Source organism: Paenibacillus sp. ov031, from assembly GCF_900143165.1.
GTDB classification, from domain to species: Bacteria; Bacillota; Bacilli; order Paenibacillales; family Paenibacillaceae; genus Paenibacillus; species Paenibacillus marchantiae.
The window spans coordinates 112,197-129,991 of sequence record NZ_FRDO01000010.1 but is presented as its reverse complement, the minus strand read 5'-3'; the positions used below and the strand labels follow the sequence as shown (position 1 = coordinate 129,991).

The window sequence follows — 17,795 nt, the reverse complement described above, 5'->3', positions numbered from 1 at the left end:
CTTTCCAACACGGAAGGGAGCTTCTTCTGTTCGTTGAACCAAGGTCAGTTCAATATAGAATTTACACCATAGAGGAGAATGATTAATTTTAAAAATCCTGTCACCAAAAAGGTTCCTTTGGCCTTTGCTGCAACGGGGCAACCGATGGATAATAGGAGAAAGAAGAGCATGATCCGAAAGGACTGATGGGATGCTTGCATTTCGCTTGACCGGCCTGCCGGATTCCCGGTTGCCTCTGTATCTGTATTGTGTGGGGACACAAGAAGAGAAAGTTCAGTTTAGACCGGATGGATTTCCGGTGTATCAGCTTTTTTTATTACGCAGCGGCAAAGGGGAATTTAAGGTTCCAGGTGAAGGAGCGTGGACAATATCGGCGGGTGAACTGTTCGTGATGGAACCTGGGGTGGCTCATGAGTATATTCCGCATTCCAAAACACACGGAGAGCTTGGATATATTGGCATTGGTGGAGAGGCGGCGGGGGCGGTGCTTCGGTCGGCGGGGCTACTGGCGATGGGGCCACTGCGTTTGTCCGAATTTGAACAGTTTTGGTCACGTCTTACGGATATCTGGCACTCGCTGGGCGTTGGGATGACTGAAATGTGGAACAGTTCAACGATCATCTATCAGCTTATTCTGGACATGTCCCGGTCCATTCTCCCTCTGCGTGAGGAGACAGGGGAGCGAGTAGCACGGAGTGGATCATTAACACGTTCTGAGCGCGAGTCGGAATCGGCAAATGAAGCATTCACCCGAGCTGTGTCACTGATGCAAACGCACTACCAGGATGATCTGCTGCTGAAGCATGTAGCTGAAGCCGTTGGTTATTCGGTGCAGCACCTGAACCGATTATTTCACCAGAGGCATGGGATAACGGGACACCAGTACATGCAGCGATTGCGTTTGCAGAAGGCGTCCGAATGGTTGGACAAGCACCCACAAGCAAGTGTAAGAGAGGCTGCGGAGACAGTTGGTATGGAAGTGAACTACTTTATCCGCATGTATAAGCGAGAGTTCGGAGAGACTCCGGGCAAGGAAATCAAGCATCGCATTCAGCTCAAAATGGAGAAAGACTCTACGGGCCCTGTGGATCATCTATATGAAGTATGACAAGGTCATCCTTTCGGATATGGATTCAGTTTCAAACGAGCTACTGGCCGTAATATAAGGTTACTTATGAGTTATGGTAAGTGATTATCTTTACCTATGCTAGATAAAAAGCATTATGAGGTTTACCTGAAGGGTCTGAAAATAAAAATAGCTGTCGAGAATTTCTCAACAGCTGGTTGGGGGGCCATTAGGGCCCCTTTTTTGACACTCGATATTCTATTTCATCACCGAATTGTCGTACTTCATCTTCGCACACCACATAACTGGGATATACCCAATGCTGCTGCCCACAAAGGGCACCAACATCCTTATGCTTTCTTTTGTCCGAAGAGTGGTCTCAACGTAGCTAATCCCACAATCCCGATTACGAGACTAATCCACGGAGCCAACGTAAATACAGGAAGGCTGTCACGCAGCGGATATCCTACAAATAAGACAAGCACAACGATAACGATATAGATGACGATTCCGCGAAGATTGACCTGTGGCCTGGCCGTCTTGTCTGCTCCCTGATCATCTGGACGCTCAGCAAGGCGGCGAAGCATTTCAACCAATGCAATACCTCCAACCGCCGCAACGATTAGGGAGAACAGGCTGATATGGCTAAATGGTTCCCTATCTCCACCCGTCCAGCCAATAAATAGCCCAACTGCACCTTGAATCAGCATGACAAAAGACAAAGCTGCCCAGGAGATCATGAAGTACCATTTGGGCGTCCGTTTAACTTGATCCTTAGTCTCCGCAGGCTCGGCTTCAACTGCTGCTGCCTTCTTGGCTGACGTACTGGTTTTATTGGATTTGCTTCCGCCCCGTACGGCCGTACTTGAAGCTCTGGATGAGTCCATATTTGATTCACCAGCAGTTGCGGACGGATTATTGTCTGCTACTCCTAGTTGTGAATAGATATCCTTTTGCATATCAGCTCCATATAACTCACGAGCAGGCTTGCCGTCACGCTGAGCTTGTACGATGGCTCTTCCAGCCGAGAGAATCCATTCTTCCTGCGTTCTCTCATCGGCAGGTGCTTGACGCGCAATGGTGCTGATCTGATCGAACAGTTTTACATGTTCCGGTGTCATCTTACTCATTTCGGTCATTTGCCGATTCTGTATTTCTTTCAACTTCTTATAGGAAATCCCCAATGATTGCTCCCCCTGTCTACACACGTTCTGATCCCCGGTGATCTGGAGACCCTGACGGTATTTTAGTATACGGGAAGGGCTCTCGTTTCGCAAAGTCATTCCTTATAAAACAACTGTTTACGATTCGACCATAGCCCTGCGCAGGCTAGAATGACACAGGTGCTTAGCAGCACCAGTTTTCCGTGACTACGAATCCATTCCAAGATGTGTTCCATGAATTCAACCCTTTCGCCAGAAGGAATCGGAGGCAAATGTTGGCTATGATATATGGCTTAGGTTCTCCGTGGTTCGCCGTTAATATGCGTAAGGGATCGTCCAGTTCTAACGATTGTGTGAAGAATGAATAAAGTACAGCCGATTCCACCACAATAGTAGCATTTCCAACAGAAACCAGGGATAGGAGTGTGGCAGGAATGGATCAACAAACGGAACAATTAACAAGGAAGCTGCTGCTGAATAGCAACTCCCGCGGAGTAACGGATGAGGTTGTGCCAATGGAGGAGACGTTGGAGGATGCTGAATATGCGGAAGAGTATACAGAAGGAACCTTTCAGTCAGGGAGCTTCTGGGGGAGCTCGAATTCGGCTCATGAACATGAATGGCAGGGGCGTGTGGAGACCCATGAGATGTTCCGTCGAAGTTATGAGTAATGGCTTCAAGTATTAGGAATGATTCGAGTCAGCTGTGTTCAGCTTGGCTCATTTTTTTTGCGAAATTGCCGATAAAATGTAGACAAGGTACGTCTAGAAATGGACATTTACTCACGTTGACTTGAGGTTCACAGGATGATAATATACTAATATCATCTTAATACACATTAAACTTATCGGATTTATATATAATTAACAAAATGAACATGAGCAGGGAAGAATGGAAAGGGGAAATGGGCATGGAGCGTCAGATCAGTATTCGTCATGGGCAGGAAGAATTAACAGCCACGATACATTATCCGGTCGTCAAAGACATTAAGGAGGGAAATCACCAACAGCGCGTGCCTCTTGCTGTCATCTGCCATGGATTCGTAGGAAGTCGGATCGGTGTGGATCGTCTCTTTGTGAAGACCGCCCGTGAGCTGGCCGAAGATGGGTATTTGGTGCTGCGCTTCGATTACATCGGCTGCGGGGAGAGCAGTGGTGAGTATGGAGCTGAAGGACTTGAATCCATGATTACCCAAACACGTTCTGTGCTGGACTATGCGGTAAATTGCAGTGATGTAGATCCAACCCGTGTAACGCTGATCGGTCATAGTCTGGGTGGAGCTGTTGCTCTGCTGACTGCTGTCCGTGACAAACGGGTCAAGAATCTCGTCATGTGGTCATCCGTTGGATATCCGTTCAACGATATTGTGAAGATTACCGGACGTGATGTGTACGATGAAGGGGTGAAACTGGGGTCTGCTGATTATCTTGGCTACAAGTTTACACCAGCATTCTTTGAATCACTGGCTGAACATCAGCCTTACCAGGAAGCCGTTAAATTTAACGGAGATGTTCTGGTGGTGCACGGCACGTCGGATGAGATCATTCCTGTCGATTACGCATTCCTGTATCAAAAGGTATTCTGGATGCGCCAGGAAGGCCGCTGCGACAAGGAGATTATTTTCCAGGGCGATCATACCTTCTCTTCCGGTAAAGAGCGTGAACAGCTGATTACGCGTACGAGAGAATGGCTAGGAGAGCGTCAGAAGATTGAACAGGATTGGCAGCACTGGATGATCTAAGAGGGCTAAATATCAATCTCTATGATTAGGCTGGAGCATTCTATAGCCAACATGGATCGGTCCATAAGGTAACATGCGCGTCCATATTGCATCTGATTGGGATGTTAGCTTGGAAAAGCGCCTTCTTCGGGGTAAAATAGAAGGGTAAGCATCCTATCCGTGTCTGGAGGTTGGCAGCAATGACATTACCCGCACTATTCATTGCGCATGGTTCTCCCGCTCTGGCGGTGGAGAGCAATGACTACACTCACTTTTTGAACCAGCTTGGAGACAGGCTGCCGGCTCCGAAAGCCATTGTTGTATTTACGGCGCATTGGGATCGTCCCGAACCGTCTGTGACAATGGATGATACACATCAGACCTTGCATGATTTTTACGGATTTCCCTCTAATATGTATACAATGAATTACCCTGCGCCTGGTCAGCCAGACCTTGCGAATGAGATCTGCGCTCTGTTCACTCGTAGTAATCTTCCACATCAACCGGTTCGAGGCCGGGGATTGGATCACGGGGTATGGGTACCGCTGTTACACATGTATCCAGAGGCCAATATTCCTGTTATTGCGGTATCTGTCGACTCGTTGCGTTCCCCGCAGGAACAGTATGATATAGGCCGGATGCTGGAGCAGCTGCGTCATGATAATGTGCTGATCATTGGCAGCGGTGGAACGGTTCATAACTTGCGTATGCTTGGCAGTAATGATGAACCGCCGCAAGACTGGGCAGTGGAATTCGATAACTGGATTGGCGAGCGGCTTGAGCAGTGGAATACGAGAGAGCTGTTTCAGTATGACAAAAAAGCGCCCCATGCCCGCACAGCAGTTCCATCTTATGGAACGGAGCACATTGCGCCTTTGTTCTATGCTATGGGTACGGCTGATATGTCACGATCTGCAAAACGTCTATTCCAGTCGTATCCTTACGGTACGCTCAGTTTAAACTGCTGGCAGTTTGGTGACGGCGTATAACTTGGAACAAACAAGAGTATGTGAACAAGTCTTTGAGTTTTATTTTGCAAATACACCTAGTTCATCGACCAGACAGACTTAGGTTATGAATTAGCTGAACCAAAAAAGGTTTCTGCGGCCAGCGTAATGGGCCTCAGGAACCTTTTTCTATGACTGAGCATTCTGCATTTTAGTATAATCACTTGCGAATCTCAAAAAGCTCACATGCTGTACGCGAGTGATATGCCAGTTCACTTACACTGGACTGAATAACAACGGTATTGCTGTCAAAACGGATAATGACGCCACCGGAATCAATCTGGTGATTATCTTTAAAAACACGAACTTTATGCTTCATTTCCATGGCTTCCTGGAAGTCGGCATCGGTTTCAAGGCGGCGCTGGGTTGGCATGTCATGTACTCCTTTAATTGTAATCGATCGATATGTTCATCATAATACGTGTTTCTGTCGATGGGCAAGTCAGTTGACCTACAAGCATATATAAAAAACCAAAAAAAGTCCTGCTCTCCAGGGGGAGGGGAGCAGGACCGGAAAATGTCTATTTAATATTTAGGCTGTTTTGTGCGTATGATTTATCGTTGGTGTATCTTTAGGCAGGCTGCCTTTATTGCGAGTGAACATTCCGCGAAGGTATGGCATTACCCAATGATCCAAACCAATTTTACCAGCATTTGCACCAGCGACTACAAGGAAGATTTCCATCAGAACTAATTGAGCATTCGTGCTTACTGTTCCCGAGAAGAGGAACGCGAAGTTCATGACCATCGCCATCAGTGCTGCGAGTGTTGTAAAGCATCCAAGAATGAGACCCAGACCTACAAGGAATTCACCCAGCGGGATGATGAAGTCGAACAGTCCTGCGTTTGGTACCGCGAAGTTCTCAAGGAATGTTCCCCACCAAGCTTGAACGGTTGGGTTTTCACCCGTTGCTTTTCCTACAGCGCCTGCAAGGAATCCGCCAGCTTGGAATCCACCTGTTAATTTGCCCCATCCGTGTGTCATCCAGTCGTAACCGATATACACCCGAAGTACTGTCAAAATCCACATTGCCACTTTGTTTTCTCTAAGCCATTGGTTGAAGCTGAACATATAAACCACTCCTTCATGGAATTTAGTGTGTGTTGTTTTTTTTTGTTTTTCTAAGTGATCACCTTTGATGTCTTTATTGTATAGTTCAAAAGTCATTCTGTTTGTGATTATTATCACAATCTAGTTCAAATTTTAAGTAAGGTTTGAGAAGTTCACATTTAGGACATATTTTTCATCCTGTCTCAAGTTTCAAACGTGAAATGCGGGGTAGAAAATGCTCTCCTTATCGAAGACAAATGGTGCTGTGTGTGATTAAATGGAAAGAAATACGTGAAATGGTCACTTACATAAGAGCAACTACAGCCTAGATTTCAGCCATATCGTCCAGGAGGTACATATATTGAAGCAACTGAAATGGAACAAACCGACGTCAGTGGCGTCGCTGCTTATTCTGGCCCTGAGTCTGGTCGCTTGCCAGAGTAAGGAGATGGTCCCGATTCCGAAGCCGGAGTCCGTTCCCACACCCGTACAGGAAGAACAAGAAACGGAAGAACCTGCCACATCGCTCTACACAGCACCACTGACGGGTCTGCCTGTTGATGAAGCAATTACGCGCCGTCCGCTGGCAGTTATGATTAACAATGCACCTGCAGCGCGGCCCCAGTCAGGTCTGAGTGCGGCAGATATTATTATTGAAGTGCTCGCTGAGGGAGGTATTACCCGTTTTATTGCCATCTTCCAAAGTGAAGGCGGGGCAGAAACGGTTGGACCCGTGCGCAGTATCCGTCCGTATCTGATCGAGCTTGGTGAGAGTTACGATGGGGTATTGGTTCATGCGGGTGGCAGCCCGGATGCCTATTCTATTTTACAAAAGCAGCAGAAACAGCATATGGATGAGATATCGAATAGCGGCCCTTATTTCTGGCGTTCCTCCGATCGCAAAGCACCGCACAATCTATATACGTCGGCGGACAAGCTGAGAGAAGGCGCGGATACCAAAGGCTATAGTCACGACTTTAAGTCCCCTGTATATACGTATAACGAAGAAGGTGCCACGTCCACCGGAGAGTTGGTCAAGCAGTTCGATATTCATTATTTATTGGAGAGTTACCGGGTCACGTATGATTATGATGAAGTTAGCGGACGATATATGAGATTGGTGAACGGAAAGGCAGATCAGGATCTGGATAACGGCAATCCCATTGGAGCGGCCAATATTATTGTAGCGGGTGCAGATCACAAGGTGCTCGACAATGTGGGCAGAATTTCCGTTAATTTGGAGCAGGGTGGTGAAGCCATGCTGTTTCAAAAAGGCAAGATGATTCGAGGACAGTGGGTCAAAAAACCAGGTGACATTATTCGATTTGTGCAAAATGGGTCCGAAGTTGCTCTTATTCCTGGCAAGACTTTTATTAGTATCGTTCCGAATCAGCCTGATTTTGCAGGGCATGTCGAAATTGAAAATTAATCCAATTTGAAGAGAAATGTAAACGCAGTGTAAAATTTCATCATCATTTTTCCAGCCATTCCAAATAATTAAGATTCATTTCAGATTTATGTGATAAGAATATAAAAAAGGATCATGCCTTATGTACAAACCGTGAAACATTTATGATAAGATATCAAAGGTTGTCATTTCATGTTTCATCGGTTATCGGCAATTTCTCGTAAAGGGGATAGAGCTATGAAGCTTAAGAAGAAGAAGGATATATTTTTTGAGACACTAGAGAACATGGCAGATACGGTCGTGCAAGCGGCTGATTATTTCTCCCAACATGTTTCCAACCTTCAGGATGTGACTCTTTTTGCCAATGAAATGAAGAAGTACGAGTCCCAGTGTGATGATTATGTGCATACCGTCATTACAGAGCTCAACAAGACATTTATCACGCCGATCGAACGCGATGATATTATGGAACTGACAACAACACTTGATGACGTATTGGACGGGCTTGAAGCAACGGCTTCCCGTTTCTATATGTACCAACTGACTGACCCGGACGAATATATTGTTCAATTCGCTGAAATTTTGCGCCAATCGGCTTACGAAATTCAGAAGGCCATTCATTTGCTGTCTCAGAAAAAATTGCTGGCGATTCGCGAGTACACGATTCGTTTGAACGATCTGGAAAACCAGGGGGACGAAGTGCTGCGCAACTGTATCAAGAACCTTTTTGCTACCGTGCCTGATCCGATTGAATTGATCAAGCGCAAAGAAATCTATGAACGTCTTGAGACGACAACGGATGCTTGTGAACATGTTGCCAATGTGCTTGAATCCATCATCATGCGTAATTCTTAAGGAGCCAGAGAATAATGGAAACAACGATTTGGGTATTGGGTATAGTCGTCTTCCTTGCACTGGCGTTTGACTTCATCAACGGATTCCACGACACGGCGAATGCCATTGCAACTTCGGTCTCGACCCGAGCACTGACGCCACGCCGAGCTATTCTTATGGCTGCGGTGATGAACTTTGTCGGTGCCATGATGTTTACGGGAGTTGCGAAGACGATTGGGGGGAGTGTAACCGACCCCACCACGCTAGATAACGGGATTGAGGTCGTCATAGTCACCTTGATCGCGGCGATTATCTGGAACCTGGTTACATGGTGGTTTGGTATTCCGTCCTCTTCCTCACATGCATTGATTGGAGCCCTTGCAGGAGCTGTACTCGTTGGCGCAGGCGCTGATAAAGTCAAATGGAGTGGATTCATTGACATCGTCGGAGGATTGTTATTATCACCTCTGATCGCATTTGCCATCGGTTATGTGGTCATGACCATTCTCAAATATATTTTTGCCAAACGCAGTCCGCATAATGTGAACAAAGGTTTCCGTACGGTACAGATTTTCACAGCAGCGCTCCAGGCGTTTACGCATGGTACCAATGATGCGCAGAAGGCAATGGGGATTATTACTTTTGCACTGGTCGCAGCAGGCGTACAGGATCATCTGGATGTTCCGTTGTGGGTTAAAATCTCCGCGGCAACAGCGATGGCACTCGGTACTTCCATCGGTGGTTGGAAAATCATTAAAACGATGGGAACCAAAATTTTCAAAATTGAACCGATTAACGGGTTTGCAGCTGATCTATCAGCCGCATCTGTTATTTTCTCGGCAACCTTGCTCCACCTGCCGGTGAGTACAACTCACGCAATCACATCTGCCATTCTGGGTGTTGGTTCCGCGAAACGTTTCTCAGCCGTGAAATGGGGACTTGCCGGACGTATCATTATTACGTGGTTTATTACGATTCCGATTACCGGGGCGCTGGCAGGATTGTTGTACTGGATCATTTTCTAATTCGAAAATGTGTTCCGGGACAAATTCTGGGTTTCAGACAAACTGTTCATAACTATGTGAATATCGGGATATGTGGACAATTATACAACCAAAAAGAAGAGACGCCTGTGCATGAACGTGTGGACAGGCTGGATATGTGGATAGCCATCCGTGGAATGATAAACCAAAAGAAGATATTCCTGTGGATACAGGAAACTGTGGATAGGGAAATGAGAGAAGCCAACAGGGTTGGCTTTTTTTGTTGTCGCGTTTGCAGGATAACGTGTGTATAATGGGCTGTTGCAGGAGACGGTTCAGTGGTTAAAGTTGTACAATAACGTAAAGGATACAAGACAAGGACGTGGTCTATTTTATGATTCGTACACTCGCCATCTCACGGGATCATCAGGTATCTGTAAATGTATCGCTTACACAGCTGGATCTGCAGGATTACGCTTGGGTATGGGCAGATTTCAATCAGCCTTCCGAAGAGGAAAGCCAGTTGCTCGATACATATTTTCATTTTCATCCATTAGCTATTGAGGATTGTATGCATGTATTGCAGCGACCTAAGCTCGATTATTATGACAATTTGCAGTTCCTCGTGCTGCATGCACTGAATCCGACCACATTGGAAGCGGAAGAGGTGGACCTGTTTCTGGGTGCGAGCTTCCTGGTATCCTTTCATCACGGGGCACTGGAGGAAGTTGATGAAGCTTGGGAGAGGTTGCTGCATCATGCGCACGAACGAACCATCTGGGCCCGAGGCCCGGTGGCAGCGGCATATACGGTGATGGACAAGCTGGTCGATCATTATTTCCCGTCTCTGTTTGCCATAGAGGATGAGCTGGCTGAACTGGAGAACCGGGGCGGCAAGGAGTCGGTGGAAGACCTGATGAATCAGGTGTTCGACTTGCGCAGTCGACTGCTGAAGCTTAGACGGACGGTAGTGCCTATGAGGGATCTGCTCTATCGTGTAGTCAATTCTCAGCATGTGCAAAGAACAGGAGAGCATACCGTATATTTTACCGATATCTATGACCATTTGTTGAAGCTGACGGATATGATTGAAGCTGATCGGGAGATGACGGCTGACCTGCGCGACAGTTACATTTCGCTGAATTCCAACCGTATGAACCAGATTATGAAGACCCTCACCGTGATAACAACAGTCTTTATGCCACTGACGCTGATTGCAGGGATCTATGGTATGAACTTTGCTTATATGCCTGAGCTGCAATGGAAGTTTGGGTATGGAGCTGTGCTGCTGTTGATGTTTATTCTGGGCGGAAGCATGGTGGCCTGGTTCGTGAAGCGGGGCTGGTTTAAGTAAGGAAGAATAGAAACTGAATAGCAAGTGAAGAGTTAGCGATCTCCACAGATCGCTTCTTTAGCCTGTGTATGATGTGCATAAGAGGGCAAATAAGAGTACATATAGATTCATTTTCGGAATAGATGTCCACATGTGGATAAAATAAATGAAGAAGCATCATGTGCATAACTTTATTTGAGGGGGAATTTGGCTGTTACGAACAGGATGGAAAAAGTAATAGGCATCTTCAGTACTGAAGACGCCTTGGGGAATTTCTCAAGGAATGGATGCTATGAGCTGAATTTTAACATGGGATTTATATCATAAAAGAACCTTGCTACCTTTTTATGATAAGTTGGATGGCTACTGGCCCTTCGCAGGTTACTCTGTTTGCTCCAATACAAATGTGGCTGTAGCTGTAGGTTGTCCATTAACGACAATCGTTAGCGTATGCAAACCAGCGTAATGCTTTCTCGTCGTAATGACTTTGAACGATTGCTTCGTTGCAACCTTGGTTCTTCCGGTAGGGAAGGTTTTGTCAGAGCATTTGAACCGCTTGGGTGCCTGCTTGCCATTTGCTTTCATATATCCGATTTCATATTCGATTCGCAGCATCTGTGACTGACCACTTTCATTAACGACATCAAAGGAAAAATGAAGATCTTCCCCGATGGCCACGGTATCTCTTGCAAGCTGAAGATGCTCGATATGTGTCGCATCCTGCTCGACATAACCAAAGAGACTCAGCGCCTTCGGATGTCCCTTTTTCAGTAATGAGCGGCTTGCATGACGAACGATCCAGTCCGTATGTTCATGTTGTCCGTACCAGCTTGAGGCCAAATCCAGGACCAGCTCTGGATGGTCTTTCGAGATGTCGTTCAGGTGATTGGCTACACTTTTCCGGACATACAGGGACTCGTCCTGCTTCAATTCATGCAGAATGGGAAGTACTGGTGTTGGATCGGTGATGAATTCCCGAAGTTTGGAACCCCATGGAAGACGTGGACGGCTGCCTTCACTGGCAAGCCTGCGTATATGTTCGTTGGGACTTCCCGTCCATTCCATCATGCGTTTCATCGTTTCGATCGGGTAGCGTTCAATAAACGGGCGTACCGCGAACTCGGAACTGGAATAAGGTGTGAAGAGGGTCAAGTACTTCATGGATAGTTCGTAGTTTTCCGGCGCAAGTCCGTTGACTTCAATAAAATCAGGAACGAACAAATACTCGACCCCTCGCATCTGTGGTGCTGCCTGTTCAATCACGTGTAATGCCTCTTCATAGTTGTCAGGGAGAACTTCGGTCAATGCCGACGTAATGCGGCGGATACGAGCTTTGAATTCCAGCTCTCCCCAGCCTTCGGCAAATACAAGTTCACGAAATTGCTGCTTGTCCAACTTGGGGTAGAATTGGTGTAACCTTTCTCCTGTCCGGTCGATTAATGCGGGAGTATATTTGTCTTTAAACAGTTCCATAATCCGCCTCCTTTATCTATAACACAGTATACCTCAATTCACGGGAATAAGAACATAGGTTCTTAAGAAAAGGTTGTGAATATTCTCTTATATGAAAGAATGAGTGGATTGAAGGGGAGAATAAGATGGAAGTGGATTAAGGCACCCCCTTATGTAAGAGGGCGCCTGGGAAAAGAGTTAGAGCTTTTTGCTTTTTTTGGGACGACGTTTGATAGAATTGGATTTATTCCGGCCAGTTTTACTATTCGTGTTCCGTTTGCGCGGAGCAGAGGTCGTTTTTTTTCGGCGTTTGCGTGAGCGAGGTGGCGAATACTCTTCATAATCTTTATCCGCAACACTGCTTCCCTTTTTTCCTTTTCCAAAAGGCAGAATCCCCATCACCAGTTTCATCATGGGTGCCATCTGCTGGAAGCCGCCAACGACCTTTTGCATTTTGCCGATTCCACTCATGATGCCATCAATTCCACCGAAGCGGTCGATCATTCCTTTCAGTTCTCCGATGTTGGCCAGGGAAAAGCCTGAGGAAGACGCAGGCGCTTCCACCGGAACAGGGGGAGCAACAGGAGCTCCCCCGCCGAAAAAGTTTCCACCGGGTCCCCCGGGACCACCTGGACTATAAGGCACAAGTCCGGATGCTTCAACCTCTTGGAATTGAGGGTAGTAAGGCTCTACTCCAGGATACATGGGTGGAACCTGAGCTTCATTCAATGCCCGTGGCGGCATATAGGCAGTAGTATGGGCCTGCCGTTGCGTATGGGAAGCCGGACGCTGCCGTGGAGCGGGCTGGCGGTGATAATAATGCTGTGGCATGAACTATCACGTTCCTTCTATGTTGGATTTCGGAATTGCGTTCCTTCAGCTGCTGGACGTGCATAACAGACCGAGTTGGAACTCCCTTTTGCTATACTGTATGTCATTAGCGGAGAGACGGCGTAGGCGAGTATCCCGTAAAACGGGATATTTGCGGATTTGGGCGCAGGAGAGTATGATAGGTTCGCAGTAGAATTATATGTTTTGGACACAAATTTGTCACATTTTAAACATAATAATTCCTACATAATTAATCGGAAATATATGCAGAAAAAGGGGATAAATCGTGAAATAGAGGGGGATTGTGCGCGCAGGGAGGACATTAATGCTATATGAAAGCGGTAACATGTATTTTTATTCTGTAGTGCGTGAAATCGTTAACGCTTGAAATACCAACTCAGGCTGGGTACAATGAAGGTACACAGTAACCGCTAGGGGATGATGATGAAATGCAGCTGAAAAAGCTAAATGATAAAAGCATTGAACAATTATTTGAGGCTATTTTGACTCTGAAAGATATTGAAGAGTGTTATGTGTTTTTTGATGACCTCTGCACGGTAAACGAGATTCAATCCATGTCCCAGCGGCTAGAAGTAGCGCGTATGCTTGGCAAAGGAAATACCTATAACCAGATTGAAGCTGAGACAGGTGCAAGTACAGCCACGATCTCTCGTGTAAAACGCTGCCTGAACTACGGTAATGACGGTTATAAAATGACGCTGGAACGCCTGGGACGTTAAGGATGAAGAAACCGGGTGTACTCATCATTAGTCACGGTTCACAGGAGAAGACCTGGGTAGAATCCGTCGATGACGCGGTCTCCCGGTTGAATCTGCCTAAACCCTTGCCCGTTGAAGCCGGGTTTCTTGAGCTTGTGGAGGGACGCCTGATCCAGGACGGTATCAACCGACTGGAAGCACAGGACGTAACCGATATATTGGTCGTACCTCTGTTTGTTTCGTCCGGTAGTACACATGTGGATGAGATTGAGTATGCCATCGGTGCCAAAGACGCTCCGGAGCGTGAGACTGATCTGGAACCCTTCGAGGTGAATGCACAAATTCACTTCGGTTATCCTGTGGATAACGACCCGGATATTGCGGTTATGGTCTGGGACAAGGTAAAGGCCCTGTCGCAGCAACCAGAACAGGAGACGATTCTGTTAGTCGGACATGGGAGTATTCACGATGGATTCCGTCAGCGCTGGGAAGCGGGCATTTCTTCACTCGCACAGCGGGTGCAGGAAGTAAGCGGTGTTGCTCATACCGATTATGCGCTGCTAAATCCGGATAGTGTGTACGACAAGGCGAAATACTGGAGTGAAGAGCGGGGGAGCCGGGTTATTGTGGCGCCGCTGTTTTTGAGTGCCGGTTATTTCACCATGAAGGCGATCCCGGGCCGGCTGAAGGAACTGGATTACGCGTATAGTGGTGAGACACTGCTTCCACATCCTTTATTAGGAAAGTGGCTGGAGCGCCAAATTCAACTTTTACTGGAAAGATGTAATAAGGTTAGGTTTTAATTCAGGGAAAACAAGTCGCTGCTGGCGATTATTCCCGTTATCTCTAACAATAGCTTAAACACAAACGGCAGAGATGCCGTTTTTTTGTTTTTATATGTATTTTAGACAAAACACGCCGAATCAGGCGTGTTTTTTTGTATTAGGCCAAACCCTTTACGAGCCGAAGTTCCGGGTTCAATCCGTTCATACAGAGTGGAGGTGAGGGTTTTAACTCAGAAATGATTATCTTTACAGGAAAGTTTTTGTCTGATAAGATGTCAACATTCAATTGTTAACCTTGAAAATAATTTTGGTTAACAATTGAAATACTCTAAAGGAAGGTGATATCTTGTGACACATTATGAACGGCTTGCAGCTATAAATAAGGCCCATTTATGGAACCCTTTTACGCAGATGAAAGATTACAATAACTCTGATCCTCTCATCATTGAACGAGGCGAAGGCGTCATGCTCTATGACGTCCAGGGACGTGCTTATTATGATGGCTTCTCCTCGGTTTGGCTTAATGTTCACGGACATAACATACCCGAGCTGAACCAAGCCATAACGGATCAGTTGGAACGTGTTGCACATTCTACGTTACTCGGAATGGCTAATGTGCCAGCTATTGAACTTGCTGAGAAACTAGTAGAGATTTCCCCAGAGGGATTAAATAAAGTATTTTATTCCGATTCGGGCGCAACGGGTGTTGAGATCGCAGTGAAAATGGCGTTTCAATACTGGAAGAACCGAGGAGAAACCGGTAAAACGAAGTTTATCACGATGAATCAAGCCTATCACGGAGATACGATTGGTGCGGTGAGTGTCGGTGCAATTCCGTTGTACCATGATGTGTTCCGTCCCATGCTATTTCCTACTCATGTCATTCCATATCCTTACATTTATCGACATGAGGACGGCGAGCGGGAAGCCATGGAAGCTACGTTAACCGCATTGCGTAATGTACTTGAAACCAGTGCAGATGAAATCGCGGCTATTATTGTGGAGCCGATTGTGCAAGGAGCTAGTGGTATCCTTATTATGCCAGAGGGCTGTCTACGCGAGATGGCAGCACTTTGCCGTACATACGGTGTACTGTTCATAGCCGATGAGGTGGCGACAGGCTTCGGTAGGACAGGTGCTATGTTTGCTTGTGATCTCGAAGAAGTTTCACCTGATTTGATGGTGATAGGCAAAGGTCTTACAGGCGGCTACTTACCTGTGGCAGCGACACTGGCAACAGATGAGGTGTACAGCGCATTTTATGCCGATTATGAGGAGCAAAAAACATTTTTCCACGGTCATTCCTTCACAGGTAACCCGCTCGGTTGCGCAGTTGCTTTGGCTAACTTGAAACTATTTGAAGAGCGCAACCTAGTGGAAGGTGTAAGAGCAAAGGCGGCTTTTGTAGAGCAGAAGCTCTCAGTACTTAAAGATTCTCCGCACGTCGGTGATATCAGGCAGAAGGGATTGATGTTAGGAATTGAGCTTGTACGGGATAAAGCAACTCGGGAACCGTACGATTGGGCCGAACGTATCGGCGTTCGTGTAACGGAGCGGGCCAGAGAGCTTGGCATGCTTACGAGACCCCTTGGCAATGTTATTGTGTTCATTCCTCCTCTTGCTAGCACAGAGGCTGAGCTTGAAGCAATGATTGATATCTTGATGCAATCCATTTTTGACGTCACCGAAGGTGGTTTGGAATCATGAATGTAATTCGCGGATTATTCGTAACAGGTACGGACACAGGGGTTGGGAAAACAATCGTTACAGGGGCTCTTGTGGCTGCGCTTCGAGCTGAAAAACGGAATATAGGCGTCTGGAAGCCCGTGCAATCCGGTGCACTTCTTGGCAGCGGAGAAACCGATGCAGAACGCCTGTTGCAATACACCGGAATTCATGAGCGTGCCGAGGATGTGGCGCCATTTACATTCCAAGCTCCACTGACCCCGATGCTCGCTGCCAAGCAGGATGGGGTGGATATTACGTTACAGGAGATTATCAGTGCGGGTCAGCCACTGGCAAATCGATACGAGTCGATACTCATTGAAGGGGCAGGCGGCGTCGCTGTTCCACTGACCGAAGACTCTCTTGTAGTAGATTTGATCTCGGAGCTTCGAACACCGGCCCTGATCGTTGCGCGGACAGGTTTAGGTACGATTAATCATACACTTCTTACAGTGTCATACCTGCAGCAGCATGGGGTACCGATCGTAGGTTTTATTCTTAACGATGGTGAATCTGACGAGATTTATAACGATTCCAGCATCACAACAAACGCGGAGCTGATTGAACGTTATTGCGGCATCCCCTTTCTTGGACGATTTCCCCGCTTGATGGACGAATTAAATACGGAATTGTTGATCCAGGTGATTCGAGAGAAGATCCAGTTAACACCAATCAGACACGCACTACAGTTCAATCCATGGAGGAGGAATGAAGTTGAAAACAACGGTAACTAATCTAGAATGGTCGTCGCTTGTGAATCGAGCGTTGAATGGCGAATGTTTAACAATGGAAGAAGGACTTGCCGTGCTTGAAGCAAGCGACGATGAGGTACTGCCGCTAATGCAAGCGGCTTTCCAAGTGAGGCAATATTTTTACGGCAAAAAAGTGAAGCTGAATATGATCATCAACGCCAAAAGTGGCTTTTGTCCCGAAGACTGCGGCTATTGCTCACAATCCATCGTATCCACCGCACCCATCCAGAAATACAGCTTGCTCGACAAAGAAACGTTGCTTGCAGGGGCACATGAAGCTATGGAGCGTAAAGCAGGAACCTATTGCATTGTAGCTTCAGGGAAAGGTCCCACGAATAAGGAGCTGGATCAAGTGGTAGAAGCGGTAAAAGAAATCCGTGAAACGATGCCACTTAAAATCTGTGCGTGTCTAGGAATCTTGAAGGACGGTCAAGCAGAACGTTTGGCTGAGGCAGGTGTGCACCGATACAATCACAACTTGAACACAAGCAAGGCCAATTATCCATCGATAACCACAACGCATACCTATGACCAGCGAATTGAAACCGTGGAAAAGGTAAAAGCATACGGCATGTCCCCCTGTTCCGGTGTCATTATCGGTATGGGTGAAAGTAATCAGGAAATTGTCGAGATGGCTTTGGCACTCCGTAAGCTTGATGCAGATTCAATTCCGATTAATTTCCTGAATGCGATACCGGGAACCCCTCTGGAAGGAGCAGGACGCACACCGGCTATGAAGGCGCTCAAGGTACTAGCACTATTTCGGCTCATCTGTCCGTCTAAAGAGATTCGTGTTGCGGGTGGACGCGAGATCAACCTCCGTACATTGCAACCTTTGTCACTGTATGCTGCAAATTCACTCTTTGTAGGTGATTATTTAACGACAGCAGGTCAGGAAATATCGAATGATCATCAAATGATTGAAGATTTGGGTTTTGAGATTGAGTTAAATGCACTCTAAGGTGG

The 17,795-nt window shown here is 46.7% G+C and carries 18 protein-coding genes; 13 read left to right on the top strand and 5 right to left on the bottom strand.

Annotation, left to right across the window (positions count from 1 at the left end):
* Positions 1-190: 190 nt before the first annotated feature.
* The gene (locus tag BUA17_RS28455) at positions 191-1,108 is read left to right on the top strand and encodes an AraC family transcriptional regulator (protein WP_072735717.1); all 918 of its coding nucleotides are present in this window, start codon (positions 191-193) and stop codon (positions 1,106-1,108) included.
* A 308-nt stretch (positions 1,109-1,416) separates the two neighbouring features.
* Here the strand turns inward: BUA17_RS28455 and BUA17_RS30710 are convergent, their stop codons facing one another.
* Positions 1,417-2,250, bottom strand: a complete 834-nt coding sequence (locus BUA17_RS30710; protein ID WP_083584898.1) for a DUF1129 family protein — start codon at positions 2,248-2,250, stop codon at positions 1,417-1,419.
* A 413-nt stretch (positions 2,251-2,663) separates the two neighbouring features.
* On the opposite strand from BUA17_RS30710, the gene BUA17_RS28445 reads away from it, so the two are divergent.
* From BUA17_RS28445 to BUA17_RS28435, 3 genes are all read left to right on the top strand, one after another.
* Positions 2,664-2,900 (top strand): hypothetical protein, encoded by a 237-nt coding sequence (locus BUA17_RS28445; RefSeq protein WP_072735716.1) that lies wholly within the window; start codon positions 2,664-2,666, stop codon positions 2,898-2,900.
* Positions 2,901-3,139: 239 nt separating this feature from the next.
* A complete protein-coding gene (locus tag BUA17_RS28440; RefSeq protein WP_063568073.1) occupies positions 3,140-3,970 on the top strand; it encodes an alpha/beta hydrolase in 831 nt (276 codons plus the stop codon).
* A gap of 179 nt (positions 3,971-4,149) precedes the next feature.
* Positions 4,150-4,938, top strand: a complete 789-nt coding sequence (locus tag BUA17_RS28435; protein WP_063568074.1) for a DODA-type extradiol aromatic ring-opening family dioxygenase — start codon at positions 4,150-4,152, stop codon at positions 4,936-4,938.
* Between the two features lie 178 nt (positions 4,939-5,116).
* Here BUA17_RS28435 and BUA17_RS28430 read toward each other — a convergent pair whose 3' ends face one another.
* Together BUA17_RS28430 and BUA17_RS28425 are read right to left on the bottom strand one after the other, a co-directional pair.
* Positions 5,117-5,329, bottom strand: coding sequence for a hypothetical protein (locus BUA17_RS28430; protein ID WP_063568075.1), 213 nt, complete (start codon positions 5,327-5,329; stop codon positions 5,117-5,119).
* A gap of 159 nt (positions 5,330-5,488) precedes the next feature.
* Positions 5,489-6,028 (bottom strand): DoxX family protein, encoded by a 540-nt coding sequence (locus tag BUA17_RS28425; protein ID WP_072735715.1) that lies wholly within the window; start codon positions 6,026-6,028, stop codon positions 5,489-5,491.
* 340 nt (positions 6,029-6,368) lie between these two features.
* On the opposite strand from BUA17_RS28425, the gene BUA17_RS28420 reads away from it, so the two are divergent.
* The 4 genes from BUA17_RS28420 to corA all read left to right on the top strand — a co-directional run bounded on the left by BUA17_RS28420 (position 6,369) and on the right by corA (position 10,586).
* Positions 6,369-7,436, top strand: a complete 1,068-nt coding sequence (locus BUA17_RS28420) for a DUF3048 domain-containing protein (RefSeq protein ID WP_072735714.1) — start codon at positions 6,369-6,371, stop codon at positions 7,434-7,436.
* Between the two features lie 216 nt (positions 7,437-7,652).
* Positions 7,653-8,270: a DUF47 domain-containing protein gene (locus BUA17_RS28415; protein ID WP_063568078.1), complete on the top strand. Its 618-nt coding sequence runs from the start codon at positions 7,653-7,655 to the stop codon at positions 8,268-8,270.
* 14 nt (positions 8,271-8,284) lie between these two features.
* Entirely contained in the window at positions 8,285-9,274 is a 990-nt protein-coding gene (locus tag BUA17_RS28410; protein ID WP_063568079.1) for an inorganic phosphate transporter, read from the top strand.
* Between the two features lie 352 nt (positions 9,275-9,626).
* Entirely contained in the window at positions 9,627-10,586 is a 960-nt protein-coding gene (corA, locus tag BUA17_RS28405; protein WP_072735713.1) for a magnesium/cobalt transporter CorA, read from the top strand.
* Positions 10,587-10,946: 360 nt separating this feature from the next.
* On the opposite strand, the gene BUA17_RS28400 is transcribed toward corA, so the two are convergent.
* Complete coding sequence (locus BUA17_RS28400; RefSeq protein WP_072735712.1) at positions 10,947-12,038, bottom strand: DNA alkylation repair protein; 1,092 nt, start codon at positions 12,036-12,038, stop codon at positions 10,947-10,949.
* A 177-nt stretch (positions 12,039-12,215) separates the two neighbouring features.
* Positions 12,216-12,848 (bottom strand): hypothetical protein, encoded by a 633-nt coding sequence (locus BUA17_RS28395; protein WP_083584897.1) that lies wholly within the window; start codon positions 12,846-12,848, stop codon positions 12,216-12,218.
* 449 nt (positions 12,849-13,297) lie between these two features.
* Between BUA17_RS28395 and BUA17_RS28390 the strand changes: the two genes are divergently transcribed.
* The 5 genes from BUA17_RS28390 to bioB all read left to right on the top strand — a co-directional run bounded on the left by BUA17_RS28390 (position 13,298) and on the right by bioB (position 17,790).
* The gene (locus BUA17_RS28390; RefSeq protein ID WP_017690665.1) at positions 13,298-13,588 is read left to right on the top strand and encodes a YerC/YecD family TrpR-related protein; all 291 of its coding nucleotides are present in this window, start codon (positions 13,298-13,300) and stop codon (positions 13,586-13,588) included.
* 2 nt (positions 13,589-13,590) lie between these two features.
* A complete protein-coding gene (locus tag BUA17_RS28385) occupies positions 13,591-14,370 on the top strand; it encodes a sirohydrochlorin chelatase (protein ID WP_072735711.1) in 780 nt (259 codons plus the stop codon).
* A 330-nt stretch (positions 14,371-14,700) separates the two neighbouring features.
* Positions 14,701-16,059 carry an adenosylmethionine--8-amino-7-oxononanoate transaminase gene (gene bioA / locus BUA17_RS28380; RefSeq protein ID WP_072735710.1) on the top strand — a complete coding sequence of 453 codons (1,359 nt, stop codon included), beginning with the start codon at positions 14,701-14,703 and terminating at the stop codon, positions 16,057-16,059.
* Entirely contained in the window at positions 16,056-16,811 is a 756-nt protein-coding gene (gene bioD, locus BUA17_RS28375) for a dethiobiotin synthase (RefSeq protein WP_072735709.1), read from the top strand. The genes bioA and bioD overlap by 4 nt, the downstream gene beginning before the upstream one ends.
* Complete coding sequence (gene bioB / locus BUA17_RS28370) at positions 16,792-17,790, top strand: biotin synthase BioB (protein ID WP_244552243.1); 999 nt, start codon at positions 16,792-16,794, stop codon at positions 17,788-17,790. The genes bioD and bioB overlap by 20 nt, the downstream gene beginning before the upstream one ends.
* The last annotated feature ends 5 nt before the right edge of the window (positions 17,791-17,795 follow it).

Coding starts and splice junctions, on each gene's coding strand:
- BUA17_RS28415 (WP_063568078.1), top strand. CDS start 7,653: ATGAAGCTTAAGAAGAAGAAGGATATATTTTTTGAGACACTAGAGAAC.
- BUA17_RS28410 (WP_063568079.1), top strand. CDS start 8,285: ATGGAAACAACGATTTGGGTATTGGGTATAGTCGTCTTCCTTGCACTG.
- BUA17_RS28395 (WP_083584897.1), bottom strand. CDS start 12,848: ATGCCACAGCATTATTATCACCGCCAGCCCGCTCCACGGCAGCGTCCG.
- BUA17_RS28440 (WP_063568073.1), top strand. CDS start 3,140: ATGGAGCGTCAGATCAGTATTCGTCATGGGCAGGAAGAATTAACAGCC.
- BUA17_RS28400 (WP_072735712.1), bottom strand. CDS start 12,038: ATGGAACTGTTTAAAGACAAATATACTCCCGCATTAATCGACCGGACA.
- BUA17_RS28390 (WP_017690665.1), top strand. CDS start 13,298: ATGCAGCTGAAAAAGCTAAATGATAAAAGCATTGAACAATTATTTGAG.
- corA (WP_072735713.1), top strand. CDS start 9,627: ATGATTCGTACACTCGCCATCTCACGGGATCATCAGGTATCTGTAAAT.
- BUA17_RS28435 (WP_063568074.1), top strand. CDS start 4,150: ATGACATTACCCGCACTATTCATTGCGCATGGTTCTCCCGCTCTGGCG.
- bioD (WP_072735709.1), top strand. CDS start 16,056: ATGAATGTAATTCGCGGATTATTCGTAACAGGTACGGACACAGGGGTT.
- BUA17_RS28445 (WP_072735716.1), top strand. CDS start 2,664: ATGGATCAACAAACGGAACAATTAACAAGGAAGCTGCTGCTGAATAGC.
- BUA17_RS28455 (WP_072735717.1), top strand. CDS start 191: ATGCTTGCATTTCGCTTGACCGGCCTGCCGGATTCCCGGTTGCCTCTG.
- BUA17_RS28430 (WP_063568075.1), bottom strand. CDS start 5,329: ATGCCAACCCAGCGCCGCCTTGAAACCGATGCCGACTTCCAGGAAGCC.
- BUA17_RS28425 (WP_072735715.1), bottom strand. CDS start 6,028: ATGTTCAGCTTCAACCAATGGCTTAGAGAAAACAAAGTGGCAATGTGG.
- BUA17_RS28385 (WP_072735711.1), top strand. CDS start 13,591: ATGAAGAAACCGGGTGTACTCATCATTAGTCACGGTTCACAGGAGAAG.